Below are 17,490 nucleotides of genomic sequence, written 5' to 3'. Positions count from 1 at the left end.
ATCGCATGCGGCTGCGTGCCGGGACAGACACAAAAGAGGAAAGACCGGGGGCGGGACTGGCGCCCGCTCAGAACTCGACCGTGGCGCGCAGCAGCACCTGGCGCGCGTCGCCCATCGAGATGAAGTAGGTGTTGGCGCTCGACGGGTAGTAGGTGCGGTCGAACAGGTTCTTCACGTTGAGCTGAAAGCGCGTCCTGTAGCCGTTGATCCGCGTGTCATACGTGGCAAAGGCATGGGCCACGGTGTAGCCCGGCAGCCAGAAGGAGTTGGCCGAGTCGCCGGGCCGCTTGCCCACGTACTGCAGGCCGCCGCCCACGCGCAGCCGGCCCTCGCCCAGCACATCTCCCAGCACATCGCCCAGGACCTGGCCGAAGTCGTACACGGCCGACAGCGAGGCCGTCTGCCGCGCCACGTTCCACAGCTGGTTGCCCTGGTAGAGCGGGTCCTGCGTGGTCTTGGCATCCACATAGGCGAAGGCCGCGATGGCGCTCCAGTGGCGGCCCAGTTCGCCGGCCACATCCACCTCCAGCCCGCGCGATCGCGCCGCGCCCGAGGTGCGCCAGTCGGTCAGCTTGGTGGCGTCGTTGAACTGCGAGACCAGCACGTTCTTCTTGCGGATGTCGAACAGCGCCAGCGTGCCGGTGAGCTGCCCTGGCAGGTCCAGCTTGGCGCCGACTTCCCAGGACCGGGCCTCCTCGGGCGCCACGCCCGAGTCGATCACGGTGCCGCTGGCCAGTGGCGCGATGGTGGAGGTGGGCCTGAGCGACTGCGAGTAGTTGCCGTAGAGCGACAGGCCGTTGGCCAGTTGGTAGACCAGGCCGGCGCGCGGCAGCCAGGCCGTGCCGTCGGCCTGGGTGTTGGCCTTGAAAGGGCGGCCCCGGCCGGCGGTCTGGCGCCAGGTCTGGTAGCGCAGGCCGGTGGTCAGCACCCAGCGGTCGCCCAGGTGGATGGCGTCCTGCAGGAACAGCGACTGGTTGTGCAGCTGGTCCCTCTGGTCGCTGTCGCTGGCCGAGACGGTGGCCGAGGGCTGCTCCAGACCATAGACAGGATTGGTGTAGCTGAAGGTGGAGGTGACGGCCTGGCGCAGCAGGTCGGAGCGGTAGATCAGCCGGTACTCGGCATCGGCGCCGAACTGCAGGTCATGGCGCAGGCCGGCCAGCTGCACGCTGCCGTCCACATAGGCCGAGCCATAGCTGTCGGTGCTGAGTGCGCCGTGCGTGGCGTCGTTGCTGCGCTGCAGGGTGCCGCGCGCGGTGTTCACGCCGTTCACGCGCAGCTGGTTGGCGTCGTAGATCTCGCGGTTGTAGCTCAGGTTCAGGTGGGCGGCCCAGCCGCTGCCCAGGCGGTGGTCCACGGAGAGCTGGGCCAGGTGGGTCTCGCCCGTCATCTGGTTGAAGGGCTCGTCCAGCCGGCGCGTGGCGGGAAGGTCCAGCGGGCGCCGGGTGACCGGGTCCAGCGCCGTGCCGCGATCGAAGGGCGTCAGGTACTTGCGGTACTCGTACCAGAGCACGGCCTGCGTGTCGTCGCCATACCAGGCCAGCGACGGCGCCACCAGCGTCTCGCGGTGCTGGCCGAAGTTGCGCCAGTAGTCCTCGTCCACATGGTCGACGACCAGGCGGTAGGCCAGACCGTTCTCACCGATGGGGCCGGTGGTGTCCAGCGTGGCGCCCGTGCCGTTGCGCCCGCCCGCGTAGCCCGAACCCTGCAGCGACAGCGCCGTGCGCTGGCGCAGCTGCGGCTTCTTGCTGACCACGTTGATCACGCCGCCCGGGTCCATGAGGCCATACAGCAGCGAGGACGGGCCCTTGATCACTTCCACGCTCTCGGCGGCGGCGTTCATGCCGCGCCCCTGTACCAGTGGCATGCCGTTGTGCATGACGGAGCCGTCGCGGTTGGTGCCGAAGCCGCGCTTCATGATGGTGTCCTGCGTGCTGGCCAGGGTGTTGCCCTGGGTGACGCCGCTGACGTTGGCCAGCGCCTCGTCCAGATTGCGCGGGCGCTGGTCGCGGATCACCTGGGCCGGCACCACGTTGACCACCTGCGGGATCTCCAGCACGGGCGCCGTGGTGCGCAGGCTGGAGGCATCGGGCGTGGGCTGGTAGCGCTCGTCGGCATCGACCGGGGCAGGGGCAGCCCGGGCCACGACGCGCACGGCGGGCAGCTCGGTGGCGTCGGCCGCTGCAGCGCCGGCCGTGGCGGGCATGGCCGCCTTGCGCACGATGAATTCACCCGCGCCGCCTTCCACCGCCTCCAGCCCGGAGCCCGCCAGGATGGCCGCAAAGCCCGCGCCCACGGTATAGCTGCCGCGCAGGCCGCCCGACTGCCGCTGGCGCGTGCTGGCCGGGTCATAGGACAGGGCCACGCCTGCGGCCGCCGCAAACTGGCCCAGCACCGAGGCCAGCGGGCCGGCCCCGATCTCATAGGCCCTGGCGGCCTGGCGGGTCTGCGCCAGGGGCTCGGCCGCATGGCCGGGGGCCGCACATGCCACCGCCGCAGCCAGCAGGCAGGTCAGCGCCGCGCGGGCGGGTGTCGGTGTGAAGGGCGTTTGCATTCGGGTTTCCTGGCCATGAACAGCGGTGAGACAAGGGCTTTCATGAAGGGAGCCGAACGAGATCGCAAAAGATGAAAATGGGCCGCGAAGTTTTTTGTGCGGCATGGGGAAATGGCTGGCCCTGCCTCGCCCTGGGGTGGCCCTAGACGGGCACCAGGGTCAGCCAGTAGCGCGACAGGCCGGCCGCGCGCACCGGGAAGGCGCGGGTGATGACGGCCAGCGCCTTGTCCGTGTCGGCCAGCGGAAACACGCCGGACACGCGCAGGCCGGCCACGGCCGGGTCGCAGGCCAGGCGGCCGGGCCGGTAGCGTGCGAGTTCGCGCACCACGTCATCCAGCCGCCAGCCGTCCACGATGAGGCTGCCGCCCACCCAGCTGACCAGGGCCGGGTCGGCGGCCTGGGCGGGCAGCATGCCGTTGCGGCTGAAGCTGGCCTGCTGGCCAGCCTGCAGCCGCAGGCTGCGGCTGGCGTCCTGCAGGGGCTGGATTTCCACGGCGTCCTGCAGCACGCTCACCACGGTGTCACCGCCCTCGCCGCCCTCGCTGCGCACGGTGAAGCGCGTGCCCAGCGCCAGGATGCGGCCCTGCGGCGTGTGCACCATGAACGGGCGGCCATCCTTGGCGCCCGCGCCGAGCCCGGCGAGGGAATGGGCGGTCTGCACCAGGATCTCGCCCTCGCGCAGCACCAGCAGCCGGCGCGTGGGGTCCATGGACACATCCACCGAGGTCCGGGTGTTCAGCGTCAGCTCGGACCCGTCGGCCAGCGTGACGGTGCGGCGCTCGCCCGTGCCGGTGCGGTAGTCGGCCAGCCAGGAGCGCACGCCGCCCTGCCCGCCGGCCAGCTGCCATGACAGGCCCGCCACGGCCCCGCTGCCCACCAGTGCGCCGATGCCGCGCAGCACCCGGCGGCGGCTGCGCCGGCTGGCCTGCAGCGTGGAGGCGGCCAGGTGGCCCGGCACGCGCTGCAGCATGGACTGCAGGGCGTCGAAATGCCGCCATGCGCGCTGGTGCTCGGGGTGGGCCTCATGCCAGCGCTGCCAGGCGGCACGGTCGGCGTCGGTGGCATCGCCGGAGCACAGGCGCGCGTACCAGGCAATCGCTTCCTGGCGGATGCGGGCCTGTGCCTGGGCTGGGATGGTGGTGTGGGTGGGCGGGTGTGCAGCCGCGTCCACGGCGCTGTCGCTGTTCGAGGGCAAGGCCGTCATGCGCCGTCTGCCACGATGAGGTAGCAGTGCTCCAGCGCCTTGAGCATGTAGTTGTTGACGGTGCGCACGGTCACCTGCAGCCGGGCGGCGATCTGCGCATAGGTCAGGCCTTCGAGCTGGGAGAGGATGAAGGCCTGGCGCACGGCGGGCTTCATGCCGTCGAGCATGGCGTCGATGGCCACCAGGGCCTCCAGCACGATGGCGCGTGCTTCGGGCGAAGGCGCCTGCGGCTCGGGCAGGGCGGCCAGCGATTCCAGATAGGCCCGCTCCAGCGCCCGGCGCCGGTGAAAGTCCACCACCAGGCCGTGGGCGATGGTGGTCAGGTAGGCGCGGGGGTCCACCGGGTCCGCCCGCTCCTTGCGGCCGAGCAGGCGCACGAAGGTGTCGTGGGCCAGGTCGGCGGCATGGTGGGAACAGCCCAGTTTTCTGCGCAGCCAATCGCGCAGCCATCGGTGATGGTCACGATAGAGCGACTGGACCTCGTTGTGCAGCGCGAATTCGCCGGATGACATGCTGACCCCCACAACCGCAAAGATGAATCCCCTGATATCAATGACTTAATGCGATTGGTTCTCATTTTAACCAGGGGGTCGTCCGGGCTGCACGGGTGGGTATTGGCAGGCCCCGGCGATCGGTGCCTGCCCGCGGGTCACCAGGTGTGTGCGTAGCTGATCTTCAGCACCGTGCCGGCCGCTGGCAGGCGGCTGGTGTTGTTGTTGCTGCGCAGCAGCTGGCTGTAGAGCGGGAAGTACTGGCGGTTGAACAGGTTTTCCACGCCCAGGGACACGCGGTTCTTGGGGTCGATCTTCCACTGGCTGATCAGGTCCACCGTGGTGTAGCCCCGCGTGTCATAGCGGCCAAAGCCGGTCTTGCCGTCCAGGCGGTAGTCCTTGGCGGCATACGAGGTTGCCTGCAGGCGGTGGCTCCAGCGGGCATCGGGCCGGTACTCCACATAGGCCGTCAGCTTGAGCGGCGGGATGCGAAAGCCCGTCATGTCCTGGTAGCCGCTGGCGGCCTGCGGCAGCTCGCGACCCTTCATCCAGGTGAAGCTGCCGCCCGCGCTCCAGTGGTCGTCATCGCTGAAGTAGTCCAGGCCGCCTTCGATGCCGTGGATCTTCTCGCGGGTGCGCAGCAGGGACAGGCCGTTGTTGAAGCTTTGCACGGCGCCCAGGTTGGAGCGCGACTGGAAGACGCTGAGATTGGCCATCACGTTGGAGAACTTGCCGCGCCAGCCCATTTCATAGGTGTTGGTCTTGACCGCCTGCAGGTTGGAGTTGCCCAGGTTGAAGGCCGGCGTGGCATTGCGCACCACCACGCCGATGTCCGGCAGCTCGAAGCCCTGGCTGTACGAGGCATAGAACTCCTGGCCCTTCACCGGCGTGAAGACCGTGCCCAGGTTGTAGGTCCAGGCGTTGTACTGGACGGTGCCGCCATTCACGGACTGGGGGTTGGGCACCCGCGATTGCGACAGCGGCGTGAAGTCGTTGAAGCTGGCCTGGGCGCGGTCGTAGCGCAGGCCGCCTTCGGCCGACCATTGGTCGCTGAACTGGTGCTGCAGCTGGGCGAAGGCGCCGATGCTGCGCGTGGTGACCGGGGGCATGTAGACCAGGCGGCCGGTCTTGTTGAAGACCAGGCCTCCGCTGGCGTCATAGGCCCTGGGGTCGAAGATGTCGATGGGCATGTCGGTGCGCTCCTGGTGGAAGTCCGCACCCCAGATCAGCAGGCTTTTCTTGCTGGCGCCCAGCGGCGTCTTCAGTGTCAGGCGCCCGCCAAAGACCTCGGAGTTCTGCATGGACTGATCGACATTGGCGCCCCGCACCGGCACGGCGCGTGCGTCGAAAGGCGCAAACCGCGTGAAGAAATCCCGGTAGTAGAGCTGGGCGGCCAGCGTGCTGCCTGCGATGTCCCGGTTCTCGTAGTCCAGGCCCAGCATGGTGTTCTTGATCTGGTTCTGGTCGGCAAGCACCAGGCCCTTGATGGGGCGGGCCGCCGCCGTTCCGGCCGGCAGCCGCGCCACCGACGGGTCGGAGGCGTAGTCCGTATCCTGGGCCGCGTTGTAGTGGCTGGCGGTCAATTGCAGGCGCTGGTCGGCGTCAAGCTTGAAGCCGATCTTGGCCGACGCGTTGTAGATGTTGGAGTCGAACAGGTCGCCCTGGCTGGGCTCGGGCGCAATGCGGTTGCCCTTGGCGTCAAAGGCACCGCCCATGTGCTTTGCGCCCAGGCTCACCGAGTAGTCGACCACCTCGCCGCCGCCAGACAGGTAGTGCTGCACCTCGCCACCCAGCCCCGCGCCGCGCAGGCGCGACAGGGGGGCCGAGCCGGTGACGATGGTCTCGGCCCGCGTCTCGCCCGAGGGCCGCTTGGTGCGGATGGAGACAATGCCGCCCGCCGCACCGCTGCCGTAGATGGCGCTGCTGCCGCGCAGCACCTCGATCTGCTCGATGTCGGCCGGGTTGATGTTGGCCAGGTTCCTGGACGAATCGCGGTTGGTGTTCAGCGGAACGCCGTCCACCAGAACCAGCATGTTGCGGCCCCGCAGCGTCTGGCCGTAGTCGGTGATGGTGTGGCTGGAGTCCGCCATGCCCGGAACCACCTTGCTGAGCATGGTGGCCAGGCTGTCCGAGCCCTGGCGCAGCTGCTCCACCTCCTGGCCTTCCAGAATCGTGACCTGCCGCGAGGGCGCGACCAGGTTGTTCTGCGTGCGCGCGGTCACCGTGATGGCGGCAAGTTCCGTGGCCTCTGCTGCGGCTTGGGCAGCGGACGGGGCTGCGGCCGGCGCTGCGGGCACGGCCGCTGCAGCGGACGGCGCCTGGCGGGCCGCCGCAGGCAGCTTCTCCAGCGCGTAGTTGCCCGCACCCACGCGGCGTGCTGTCCAACCTGACGTGTTCAGCAGCTGCGCAAAGCCGTCCTCCACGGAGAACGTGCCGGACAGGCCGCGTGTCTCCATGCCGCCGAGCTGCTGCAGGTCCATGCCCAGGTTCACGCCTGCCTGTGCGGCAAAGGCCATCAGCGCCGGGCCCAGCGGACCCGGCTGGATCTGGTAGCTCCGGGCAGCGGCGCTGGCGGCCGGCTCGGCCGCCTGGACTGGCAGCGCGTGCAGCAGCAGCGAGGTGCTGACGGCCAGGGCCGCCAAGGCGGTGGCGCGCAGGCTGGCGCGTGGTCCGGCGATGGAAGAAGGGGAGTGCATGGTGTTCTGTCCTCTGGGCGGTCGATGAAAGTGCTTTTCACACCCCTTGACAGGCGAGAGTGAAAAACCGGACAGCCCTGGCAGAAAAAAATCCAAATCAGCGCCGCGCCACCGTCACCCAGTACCGGCTGCGCTCGTGCACGCGCACCGGCAGGGTCTGGGCCAGCAGGGCCAGGATGCGGTCGGTGTCTTGCAACTGGTACGTGCCGGAGACGCGCAGGTCGGCGACATCGTCGTCGCACCGCAGAATGCCTTCGCGGTAGCGCGACAGCTCGGCCAGGAAGTCCTGCAGGCGCAGGTTCTCGGCATAGAGCACGCCCAGCGTCCAGGCCGAGTCCCGCGCCGCCACCGGGCGGGTGGCGCTGGCGTCATGGCCATCGAAATGCAGTTGCTCGCCCGCATGCACCACCACGGCCTTGGCCGATGCTGCCGGCGTGACGCGCACCGCGCCCTCCAGCACGGCCAGCGCCGTGCCGTGCTCCAGCTTGCGCACGATGAAGCGCGTGCCCAGGGCCTGCATCTGGCCGTCGTCTGTCTGCACCATGAAAGGCTGGGAGGCGTAGGGCGGGGCATGCGCGGTCTCGACCAGGATTTCCCCTGCATGCTGGCGGATGCGCCGCGCCGTGCCATCCATGCGCACGCTGATGGCCGAGGCCGTGTTCAGCTGCACGCGGCTGCCATCGGCCAGCGTGACCGCGCGGCGCTCGCCCTTGGCCGTGCGGTAGTCGGCCGTCCAGTCCTGCCAGGGCAGGTGGCGCCAGGCCAGCCAGCCCAGCGCGGGCGTGGCCAGGGCCAGCACGGCCGAGCGCAGCAGCTGGCGCCTTGCGGCCGAGGGACGCGCGCGGTTGAGCGTGGCCATGCCGACGGCGCCGGGAACGGCGTTGAAGCGGCCCTTGAGCTGCTCGGCGCACTGCCAGATCTGTTCATGCCGGCTGCTCTGGCTGCGCCAGCGTGCCAGCTCTGCCTGCTCGGCCGCGCTGAAGTCCGAGGCGTGCCTGCGGGCCAGCCAGCGGGCAGCCTCGTCCAGGATGCGTGCGTCTGCGGCCTGCATGCTCAGCGCTCCAGCATCACCAGCAGGCATTGCCGAAAGCCCTGGGCCATGTAGCGCGTCACGGTGCGCACGCTCAGTTGCATGTGGGCGGCAATGTCCTCGTAGGACAGGCCTTCGAGCTGGGACATGAGAAAGGCCGTGCGCACCTTGGCGGGCAGGGCGTCCAGCAGCGCATCGAGCTCCTGAAGCGTCTCCAGCAGGATGGCCCGCGCCTCCACGGACAGCACGGTGGCCTGGGGCAGAAGGTGCAGGGAGGCCAGGTAGGCCTGCTCCAGCGAGCGGCGCTCCAGGTGGTTGACCAGCAGCCGCCGGGCCACCGTCGTCAGGTAGGCGCGGGGCTCCTGGATGTCCTCGATGGCCTGTGTCCTGGCGCTGACCCAGATGCGCGTGAACGTGTCCTGGGCCAGGTCGGCCGCATCGCAGCGGTTGCCCAGCCTGCGCTGCAGCCACGCGACCAGCCAATGGTTGTGCTGCGCGTACATGCTGCCCAGAGCCTGGCTGGCGCCACTGTCGGTGGATGGATGCACGTGCCGGGCCTTTCCTCTTGTGCGTCAAAGAACTCCCGGTATTTTATCCAATTGATATGAATTCTCATTTGCATTGGCTGCAGGGTCCGTGCTGCGATTCATGACCATGCTGCAGCGGCTGCTGGCCAGGGCGCGGATGGCATTTCTGCTGTCGCAGCTCGATGGCCTGATAAATGCCGGGACCATGTGCCGCGCCCATGTGCCGCGCCCATGGACCCGCTGGACCTGCACGCTCTCGTGCCCGGCCATCCCTCGCTCAGGCCATGAGCCCGAGCAGCCAGTCGGCATATTCCGCCGATGTGGTCGTGGTGCCGGGTGGGGGATTGATGCGCACGGCATCAGCCGCCTCGGCCATGGCCCGCACATCGCTGGGTGTGTGGCCGAAGGCGGCACGGAAGGCGCGGCTGAAATGCGCCTCGCTGGCAAAGCCCAGGCGTGCGGCCACCTCGGCAATGCGCAGGCGCCGGTAGGCGGGATTGGACAGCGTGTGGAAGGCCCGCTGCAGACGGCGCCGCTGCACATAGCGCATCACGCCGCCCAGGGGCTCGAAGAGGTGGTAGAGCCGGTGGCGCGAAATGCCGAAGCAGCGGCACAGTGCCTCGGGCGAGAGCGGCGTGCCCAGGTTCCGCGCGATATGGCGCTGGATGCGCTCCAGCGTGGCGGCATGCACCTCGGCGCGGGCTTCGGCCAGGGTGCGCTGGCTGGGGCGCAGGCAGGCGGCCAGCATTTGCAGGGTGGCGTGCACCACGTCATCGGCCTGCGCCGGGCCGATGGAGGGCAGGCGCCGGTGCAGTGCGCCCAGGTGGTCTGCCAGCAGGCCGCCGAACAGGCTGTCGGCGGCCAGCACGGTGCCGTGGGTGCCCGGGCCCGGGGACCCGCAGGCAGCCTCGCCCAGCCTGCGGGGAACGATCAGCGAGAGCACATGGGAATCCTGGGCCACGGTGTGCTGGGTGCGGGCCATGTCGAAGACGACCACGTCACCGGGGCGGACCCGCAGTTCGCTGCCGTCGCCATGCTGGCCCAAGAAACCCCCTGCGCGGTACCACTGCACCAGGTAGTGGTCCAGGCCGTCGTGGGCGGCGCGTGCCTGGCCGCGCGAGAAGCGCTGCGCGCCGAAGCGCAGGTCGCCCAGCAGCAATTGGCCCAGGTGGACCGCATGCACCGAGGCATGGAAGCGCCCTGGCGACGCGCCGCGCTCCAGCGGCGCCACGTCGAAAAGCACGGAGATGCTGCTGCGCCACGCCTCGAAGCGGTCTGCCTGCGCCAATTGGTCGGTGGCGAACGTCGTGCTGGGCAGGGCTGTGGCCGGGGGCTGCATTGCGAGGTATCAGCGCAGTAAAAGACAGGACCTGGCAGGACAATCCCGCACGGCGCGGGGTGTTGCCGTGGTCGCCAAGCCGCAACTATACAGGCGCCCCCGACTGGGTTTCGCAGGAGTCGCGAAGGCGGCACGATGCGCAACAGGGAGCCCGCGGGGACCGGCTGCCGGCCATGCTGGAGACGGGTCGACGCATCGCAGCTGTCGCTGCGCGGCCTAGGTCAATCCGCCGCCGCCAGCCCGTCGAAGGTCGTGCTCGTGACCCAGTCGATGATTTGCGCGTGCGTGTACTGGCCCGATTCCTTGAGCAGGGCCACCACCGGATCGCAGGCCCGCGCGAACAGCGTGTAGAGCACCAGCTCGGCCGGCAGCGCGGGCTGCAGCTGGCCGCTGGTCTGGGCCTCGGTGATCCAGATGCTCAGGCGGTTGCTCAGGGCGATCAGCCGGTCCATGTAGGCATCGTTGGATTGCAGCGAGGCGCTGAGGTTGGAGTTCTGCGCCGGCAGGGAGGGCATTTCGCCTTCCAGCTGGGTCTGCATGGCCCAGCACGTCACGGCCTTGAGCTGGTCCAGCGGGCGCACCGGCGTGCCGGCCTCGGCGGCCTGGGCCGCCGTGTCGCGCAGGCCGTCCACAAAGGCCAGGGCGCGGTCCAGCACGCCCACCATGGCGGCGCCCGCCAGTTCTTCCTTGGAGGTGAACAGCTTGTACAGGCTGGCCTTGGCCATGCCGGCCTCGGCCGCGACCTCGTCCACCGTCATGGCGTCGTAGCCCTTGGTGGCCAGCAGCCGGTTGACGGCCGCCACGATGGCCTGCTCGCGCACGCGCTGTATCTGTTCTTTGATGGAGGAGCGGCTAGTCATAGCGATATTTTAGACCTCGCAGGTCATATCTGATACCAAATAGTGCAAAGCGGGTATGTTTGGTTTATAGTTTGAACTCATCAGTTCACGATTTGGTCTTTGTGGTCTAGTCGGTCTGTTCAACCAAGAAGGGCGCCTCCATGCATCGCATTGCTGTCATCGGTTCGGGGATTGCGGGGCTGGCCGCAGCGAGCCGCCTGGCCGCGGCGCCGGGCGGGCCTGCCGTGACCTTGCTGGAGGCGGGCGGCCATTTCGGGGGGCACGCCAACACGGTGGACCTGACGCTGGGCGGCGTGAGCCAGGGCGTGGACACCGGCTTTCTGGTCTTCAACCACCGCACCTATCCACTGCTGACACGTTTGTTCGAGCAGCTGCAGGTGCCCACGGCTGCCGCCGAGATGTCGTTTTCCGTGCAGGTGCCTGAGGCCGATGGCCGCGCGGGCCTGGAATGGAGCGGCAGTTCGCTGGGCGGCGTGTTCGCGCAGCGGGGCAATCTGCTGCGCCCGCGCTTTCTGAAGATGCTGGCCGAGATCCTGCGCTTCAACCGCCTGGCCACGCGCATCGCCCAGGAAGGCGATGAAGCACGGCTGCGCAGCGCCATCGGCGATTTTCTGGACGACCACAGCTTTGGCGCCGCCTTCCGTCAGGACTACCTGCTGCCCATGATGGGCTGCATCTGGTCCTGCCCCACCGACCAGATGCTGCGCTTTCCCGTGGCCACGCTGATCCGCTTTTGCCACAACCATGGACTGATCCAGGTCACGGACCGGCCGCAGTGGCACACGGTGCGCGGCGGCTCGCGCCAGTACGTGCGGCGCATGGTGGCCGCGCTGCTGAAGGACGGCCGCCACGAGGCGCGCCTGAATGCGCCCGTGCTGGGCCTGCGCCGCGCCGCGCACGGCGCGCTACTGCAGACGGCGAACGGCACGGAGCCGTTCGACGCCGTGGTGCTGGCCTGCCACAGCGACCAGGCCCTGCGCCTGCTCGGCAGCGATGCCACGCCACAGGAGCGCAGCGTGCTGGGTGCCATCCGCTACCAGCCCAACCAGGCCGTTCTGCACACCGATGCCAGCGTGCTGCCGCGCAGGCAGGCGGCCTGGGCCGCCTGGAACTACGAACGCGCGGCCGACCCGGGGCGGGACCAGGCCGGCGTCTGCCTGCACTACCTGCTCAATCGCCTGCAGCCCCTGCCGTGGCAGCAGCCCGTGATGGTTTCGCTGAACCCGGTGCGCCCGATTGATGAAGGCCAGGTCCACGCGCGCATCGAGTACAGCCATCCGGTGTTCGACCTGGCGGCCATCGAGGCCCAGGGCCGCGTGGCCGACGTGCAGGGCCAGCGCCGGACCTGGTTCTGCGGCGCATGGTGTGGCTACGGCTTTCACGAAGACGGCCTGCGCTCGGGCCTGGACGCGGCCGATGGCCTGCTGCGTGCCCTGCCGGCCTTGCCCGTTCTGCCCGCCAGCGCGGCCTTCGAGGGGGTTGCATGACGGCCCGCCCCCTCATCGGCTTCGGCCATGTCTGGCACCGCCGCCTGCGGCCTGTCGAGCATGCCTTCCGCTATCCCGGCTACTTTCTGATGCTGCCGCTGCGCAGCCTGCGCACGCAGCCGGACACCGCGCTGCGGCGCAACCGGCTGGGCTGGCTGAGCTTTCATGACAGCGACCATGGCGAGGGCGGCTGCGACGCACTGGCCTGGTTCGAGCAGCTGCTGCACAGCGAAGGCATAGCCGACGCCGATGGCGAGGTCTGGCTGCACACCTTCCCCCGCGTGCTGGGCTACGTGTTCAAGCCCGTGAGCTTTTGGTATGCGCACCGCGCCGACGGCTCGCTGGCCGCCGTGCTGGCCGAGGTCAACAACACCTTTGGCGAGCGCCATGCCTATCTGCTGGCGGGACCGGACCTGGACTGGGGACGCGAGCAGGTGGCGCGCAAGCAATTCCATGTCTCGCCGTTTTGCGAGGTGCGCGGCGAGTACCGCTTCCGCTTCGAGCGCGGCGAAGACCGCACCCTGGCGCGCGTGGACCTGCACGACGAGGACGGTCCGCTGCTGCAGACCAGCGTGGGCGGCGTGCTGCACCCGCTCGACGGCGCCACCGTGCGCCGCGCCTTCTTCGGCACGCCCCTGATGACGCTGGGCGTGGTCGCCCGCATCCACTGGCATGCGCTGCGCCTTTGGGCCAAGCGCGTGCCTTTCCATGGCAAACCCTCCGAGCCCAAGCGCTTCGTCACACGATGAACACTACCGCCGCCCCCCTGCTGAGCCCCTCTGCGGCAGCGCCGCGCCGCACGCCTGCACGGGCGCGCCGGGTGCTGAACCTGCTCGAACGCCTGCCCCACGGGCAGCTGGACCTGGAGCAGCCCGATGGCCGCCTGCTGCACCTGCCCCGCCCGCCGTCGGGGGCTGCCGATGCGCATTGCGTGCTGCACGACTGGCAGGCGCTGGAGCGCACGCTCAAATCGGGCGACATCGGGCTGGCCGAAGGCTATATCGCCGGTGAGTGGGACAGCCCCGACCTGGCCGCCCTGCTGCGGCTGTGCATGGCCAACCGCGACCATGTGCAAAGCCTGGTCTATGGCAGCTGGTGGGGCCGGCTGGGCTACCGCCTGCGCCATCTGCTGCAACGCAATACGCGGGCCGGCAGTGCCAGGAACATCCATGCCCATTACGACCTGGGCAATGATTTCTACCGCCTGTGGCTGGACCCCGGCATGAGCTACAGCGCGGCCTGGTTCCAGGGCCGCACGGGCCAAGCGCTGCGCAACGCGGACCTCCAGCAAGCCCAGCAGGCCAAGCTCAGGCGCACGCTGGACGAGGTGCGGCTGCAGCCCGGCCAGCGCCTGCTGGAAATCGGCTGCGGCTGGGGCGGGCTGGCCGAGGCGGCGGCGCAGGAGTTCGGCGCCCGGGTCACGGGCGTGACGCTGTCGCGCGAGCAACTGGTCTGGGGGCAGCAGCGCATGCAGCAGTCCGGCCTGGCCGACGCGGTGGAGCTGCGCTACCAGGACTACCGCGACCTGCCCGCGCGCCATGCGGGCGAGCCCTTCGACGCCATCGTCTCCATCGAGATGTTCGAGGCCGTGGGCCGCGAATACTGGCGCGGCTACTTCCAGACGCTGCGCGACTGCCTCAAACCCGGGGGCCTGGCCTGCATACAGACCATCACGCTGCGCGAGGACCTGTTCGCGCGCTATCTGCGCTCCACCGACTTCATCCAGCAGTACATCTTCCCGGGCGGTCTGCTGCCCAGCATCCCCGCCTTCGAGCAGGAGGCGCGGCGCGCCGGCCTGGTGGTGGAAGGCCGCATGGCCTTTGGCCGCGACTATGCGGAGACGCTCAGGCGCTGGCGCCAGTCCTTCGAGGAGCGCCTGGAGGCCGTGCGTGCCCAGGGCTTTGACGAACGCTTCGTGCGCATCTGGACCTTCTACCTGGCCTACTGCGAGGCGGCCTTCGACACCGGCAACACCGATGTCGTCCAGTTCACGCTGCGCAAGCCCCTGCCATGACAGCCCCGCAACCCCACGCCCCCCGCCGCCAGGCCCTGGCCTGGGGCGCCGCCTGCGTCCTTGCCCCTTCATTGATCACCATGTCCAACGCCCTGCACGCCATCACCCCGACCGCCGAACTTCCGGCCGAACTGCGCAGCGCCCTGCCGTCTGCGCGCCTGATGGGCACGGCCGTGCTGCGCTTTTTCGGCCTGCGCGTCTATGAGGCGCGGCTGTGGGCCGCGCCCGGACTGCTGCCCGAGGACTACGCCCGCCACCCGTTTGCACTGGAGCTGGTCTACGACCGCAAGCTCGAAGGCGCGGCCATTGCCGAGCGCTCCATCGCCGAAATGCGCAGGGTCGGCAGCTTCACCGAAGAGCAGGCCCGCCAATGGCTGGACCTGATGAAGCAGGCCTTTCCCGATGTGGCGGCCAAGGACCGGCTGCTGGGCCTGAACGACGGCCAGGGCGATGTGCGCTTTTTCCACAACGGCCGGCAGACGGCGCAGCTGCGCGATGCCGACTATGCGCGCCTGTTCTTCGGCATCTGGCTGGCGCCGCAGACCTCGGCGCCTGCCATGCGCACCTCGCTGCTGGGCCAGGGCTGAACGCCAGCGGACCACGCCATGACCTCCGTCCCGGCCCCCGCTCCTGCCCCCGTGCTGCCCTGGCGCACAGGGCTGGCCTATGGCGGGCTGGCCGCGCCGCTGGCCTTTGTGTCCCTGCCCCTGTATGTGAACCTGCCCTACCACTACGCCAGCGTGGCCGGCGCGCCGCTGGCCGGGCTGGGCGCCGTGCTGCTGGCCACGCGGGCGCTCGATGCCGTGGTCGATCCGGCCATTGGCCGCCAGGCCGACGGGCTGCTGCGCAAGGGTGTGCGGCCGGCCTGGCGTGCGGCTGCGCTGGGCAGCCTGCTGATGGTGCTGGGTTTCGGGGCGCTGTGGCATCCGCCGCGCGGCTCCGAGGCCGCCATGCTGGGCTGGCTGGCCGGCAGCCTGCTGGTGTGCACGCTGGCCTACAGCTTCGTCACCATCCTCCACCAGGCCTGGGGCACCCGCTGGGGCGGGCAGCCCGCCTGGCGTGCCCGTGTGACGGCCTGGCGCGAGGGCGCCACGCTGGCGGGCGTGCTGCTGGCCAGCGTGCTGCCGGCCGTGATGGGCCTTGACGCCACCAGCGCCGTGCTGGCGCTGGGCCTGGCGCTGGGACTGATGGGGCTGTACCGGCTCCGGGCGCCCGTGGCTCCTGTGCCCCATGTGTCCTCTGCGCCCCGCATGCCGCAAGCGGAGTCCCCGGCCTCGGCCGCCCTGGCCTCTTCCACTTCTCCGTGGGCGGATGCCGGGTTTCGCCGGCTGCTGGCCATCTTCATGCTCAATGGCGTGGCCGCGGCCGTTCCCGCCACCTTGCTGCCCTTCTTTGTGGCTGACAGGCTGCAGGCGCCTGCACTGCAGCCCCTGCTGCTGCTGTGCTTCTTTGGCGCGGCGGCCCTGGGCCTGCCGCTGTGGGTGAAGGCCGTCTCGCGCTGTGGCCTGGCGCCCAGCTGGCGTGCGGGCATGCTGGCCAGCGTGCTGGCCTTCGGCTTCACGCCCTGGCTGGGCGCGGGCGATGCCATGGCCTTTGCCGTGATCTGCCTGGCCAGCGGGCTGGCCCTGGGCGCGGACTTGGCCTTGCCGGGCGCACTGCTCACGGGCGTGATCCACGAGTCCGGCCAGGGCGGCCGGGGCGAGGGCCGCTACCTGGGCTGGTGGACCTGCGCCACCAAGCTCAACCTGGCTTTGGCCGCAGGCCTGGCCCTGCCCCTGCTGTCCGCCGCGGGCTACCGCAGCGGCGGCACCGACCCGGCCGGGCTGCAGGCGCTGGCCTGGGCCTATGGCGGGCTGCCCTGCCTGCTCAAGCTGGCGGCGGCGCTGCTGCTTTGGCGCGCCGAGCGATTGCATTCTTCCTGGAGTCACACATGAGCCACATCACCCACTCCACTTCGTTTTCGCCGCTGCGGCGCGTCTGCCTGGGGGCGGCATTGGCGCTGTCTCTTGCGGGCTGTGCCGGGCCTTCGGTCCAGGACTACGCCAAGGAGCAGCCGCAGCTGGACCTGCGCCAGTATTTCAACGGGCCGCTGACGGCGCACGGCATGTTCACGGACCGATCGGGCAAGGTGGTCAAGCGATTCACCGTGCGCATGACGGGCCGCTGGAATGGCGACGAGGGATCCCTGGAGGAGCACTTCGTCTACAGCGACGGCAGCACGCAGGAACGGGTCTGGCATATCCGACACCTGGGCGACGGCCGTTACAGCGGCCGGGCCGACGACGTGGTGGGCGAGGCCCAGGGCCAGAGCGCGGGCAATGCCATCCGCTGGAGCTATGTGCTGGCCCTGCCCGTGAATGGGCGGGTCTGGAACGTCCACATGGATGACTGGATGTACCTCATGGACGGGCGCACCCTGCTCAACCGCACGGCCATGAGCAAGCTCGGCGTGCACCTGGGCGATGTGACGCTGTCCTTTGTCAAGGAGTGATGGTCATGCCGCTGTTCTCGCGCGGGCTGAACCCGCTGCTGGCTGACTGGAATGGACGCTCGGCATGGGTGGTGGGCGCCTCCTCGGGCATAGGGCGTGCCACGGCCGAGGCGTTGCACCGGCAGGGCGCCCGGGTGATCGTCTCCGCACGGCATGGCGGCGCGCTGCAGGACTTCGTGCGCGGCCGCGAGGGCTGCCTGGCCCTGCCGATGGATGTGACCGATGCCGCCGCCGTGGATGCGGCCGCCCAGGCCGTGCTGGCCCACGCGGGCGGGGCGCCCGACCTGATCCTCTACTGCGCAGGCCACTACCGGCCCCTGCGCGCCACCGAGTTCGACCTGGCCGAGATGCAGCACCACCTGGCCGTGAACTATGGCGGCGTGCTGCACCTGCTCGATGCCGCGCTGCCCATGCTGCTCAAGGCTGGCCGGGGCCATCTGGCCCTGGTCGGCTCGGTGGCCGGCTACCGGGGGCTGCCCATGTCCCTGGCCTACGGCCCCACCAAGGCGGCGCTCAACAACCTGGCGGAAAACCTCTATCTGGACCTGCATGGCCTGGGCCTGGGCGTGTCCATCATCAATCCCGGCTTTGTCGATACGCCGCTGACGGCGCAAAACAGCTTCAGCATGCCGGCCCTGATCGGCGCCGACGAGGCGGCCCGGCATATGCTGCAGGGCTGGGCGCAGGGGCGTTTCGAGATGAATTTCCCGCGCCGCTTCACGCGCTGGGTGCGCCTGCTGCGCTGCCTGCCCGACGCCTGGTATTTCTCTGCGGTCCGCCGCTTCACCGGAGCATGAAAC

The 17,490-nt window shown here is 69.6% G+C and carries 15 protein-coding genes; 7 read left to right on the top strand and 8 right to left on the bottom strand.

Annotated features, from left to right (window positions below):
* Positions 1 to 67: 67 nt before the first annotated feature.
* The 8 genes from KDK82_RS16095 to KDK82_RS16060 form a co-directional block, all read right to left on the bottom strand.
* Positions 68 to 2,551 carry a TonB-dependent receptor gene (locus KDK82_RS16095; RefSeq protein WP_088165620.1) on the bottom strand — a complete coding sequence of 828 codons (2,484 nt, stop codon included), beginning with the start codon at positions 2,549 to 2,551 and terminating at the stop codon, positions 68 to 70.
* A gap of 142 nt (positions 2,552 to 2,693) precedes the next feature.
* Positions 2,694 to 3,755, bottom strand: a complete 1,062-nt coding sequence (locus tag KDK82_RS16090; RefSeq protein WP_088165619.1) for a FecR domain-containing protein — start codon at positions 3,753 to 3,755, stop codon at positions 2,694 to 2,696.
* Positions 3,752 to 4,267, bottom strand: coding sequence for a sigma-70 family RNA polymerase sigma factor (locus KDK82_RS16085; protein ID WP_012207690.1), 516 nt, complete (start codon positions 4,265 to 4,267; stop codon positions 3,752 to 3,754). Before KDK82_RS16085 ends, KDK82_RS16090 begins: the two co-directional genes overlap by 4 nt.
* Before the next feature lie 137 nt (positions 4,268 to 4,404).
* Positions 4,405 to 6,942 (bottom strand): TonB-dependent receptor, encoded by a 2,538-nt coding sequence (locus KDK82_RS16080; RefSeq protein WP_088165618.1) that lies wholly within the window; start codon positions 6,940 to 6,942, stop codon positions 4,405 to 4,407.
* A 97-nt stretch (positions 6,943 to 7,039) separates the two neighbouring features.
* Complete coding sequence (locus KDK82_RS16075) at positions 7,040 to 7,993, bottom strand: FecR domain-containing protein (protein WP_088165617.1); 954 nt, start codon at positions 7,991 to 7,993, stop codon at positions 7,040 to 7,042.
* 2 nt (positions 7,994 to 7,995) lie between these two features.
* The gene (locus KDK82_RS16070; RefSeq protein ID WP_051941123.1) at positions 7,996 to 8,475 is read right to left on the bottom strand and encodes a sigma-70 family RNA polymerase sigma factor; all 480 of its coding nucleotides are present in this window, start codon (positions 8,473 to 8,475) and stop codon (positions 7,996 to 7,998) included.
* Positions 8,476 to 8,776: 301 nt separating this feature from the next.
* Positions 8,777 to 9,838, bottom strand: a complete 1,062-nt coding sequence (locus KDK82_RS16065) for a helix-turn-helix domain-containing protein (protein ID WP_088165616.1) — start codon at positions 9,836 to 9,838, stop codon at positions 8,777 to 8,779.
* 221 nt (positions 9,839 to 10,059) lie between these two features.
* Positions 10,060 to 10,698: a TetR/AcrR family transcriptional regulator gene (locus KDK82_RS16060; protein WP_034397292.1), complete on the bottom strand. Its 639-nt coding sequence runs from the start codon at positions 10,696 to 10,698 to the stop codon at positions 10,060 to 10,062.
* A gap of 140 nt (positions 10,699 to 10,838) precedes the next feature.
* Between KDK82_RS16060 and KDK82_RS16055 the strand changes: the two genes are divergently transcribed.
* From KDK82_RS16055 to KDK82_RS16025, 7 genes are read left to right on the top strand one after another with little or no spacing between them, the layout of a single operon-like run.
* On the top strand, positions 10,839 to 12,185 hold the full coding sequence (locus tag KDK82_RS16055; protein ID WP_088165615.1) for an NAD(P)/FAD-dependent oxidoreductase: 1,347 nt from the start codon (positions 10,839 to 10,841) through the stop codon (positions 12,183 to 12,185).
* Entirely contained in the window at positions 12,182 to 12,934 is a 753-nt protein-coding gene (locus KDK82_RS16050; RefSeq protein ID WP_063328500.1) for a DUF1365 domain-containing protein, read from the top strand. The genes KDK82_RS16055 and KDK82_RS16050 overlap by 4 nt, the downstream gene beginning before the upstream one ends.
* On the top strand, positions 12,931 to 14,199 hold the full coding sequence (locus KDK82_RS16045; protein ID WP_088165614.1) for a cyclopropane-fatty-acyl-phospholipid synthase family protein: 1,269 nt from the start codon (positions 12,931 to 12,933) through the stop codon (positions 14,197 to 14,199). Before KDK82_RS16050 ends, KDK82_RS16045 begins: the two co-directional genes overlap by 4 nt.
* On the top strand, positions 14,196 to 14,786 hold the full coding sequence (locus KDK82_RS16040; protein WP_088165613.1) for a hypothetical protein: 591 nt from the start codon (positions 14,196 to 14,198) through the stop codon (positions 14,784 to 14,786). Before KDK82_RS16045 ends, KDK82_RS16040 begins: the two co-directional genes overlap by 4 nt.
* Before the next feature lie 18 nt (positions 14,787 to 14,804).
* Positions 14,805 to 16,133: an MFS transporter gene (locus tag KDK82_RS16035; protein WP_088165612.1), complete on the top strand. Its 1,329-nt coding sequence runs from the start codon at positions 14,805 to 14,807 to the stop codon at positions 16,131 to 16,133.
* On the top strand, positions 16,130 to 16,690 hold the full coding sequence (locus tag KDK82_RS16030; protein WP_088165611.1) for a DUF3833 domain-containing protein: 561 nt from the start codon (positions 16,130 to 16,132) through the stop codon (positions 16,688 to 16,690). The genes KDK82_RS16035 and KDK82_RS16030 overlap by 4 nt, the downstream gene beginning before the upstream one ends.
* 5 nt (positions 16,691 to 16,695) lie before the next feature.
* Entirely contained in the window at positions 16,696 to 17,487 is a 792-nt protein-coding gene (locus tag KDK82_RS16025; protein ID WP_088165681.1) for an SDR family oxidoreductase, read from the top strand.
* Positions 17,488 to 17,490: the final 3 nt, after the last annotated feature.

The sequence above is a fragment of the Delftia sp. K82 genome (assembly GCF_002193035.1).
Lineage (GTDB): Bacteria > Pseudomonadota > Gammaproteobacteria > Burkholderiales > Burkholderiaceae_C > Comamonas > Comamonas acidovorans.
The sequence above is the reverse complement of the archived record's forward strand: the minus strand, read 5'-3'. Positions and strand labels throughout refer to the sequence as shown.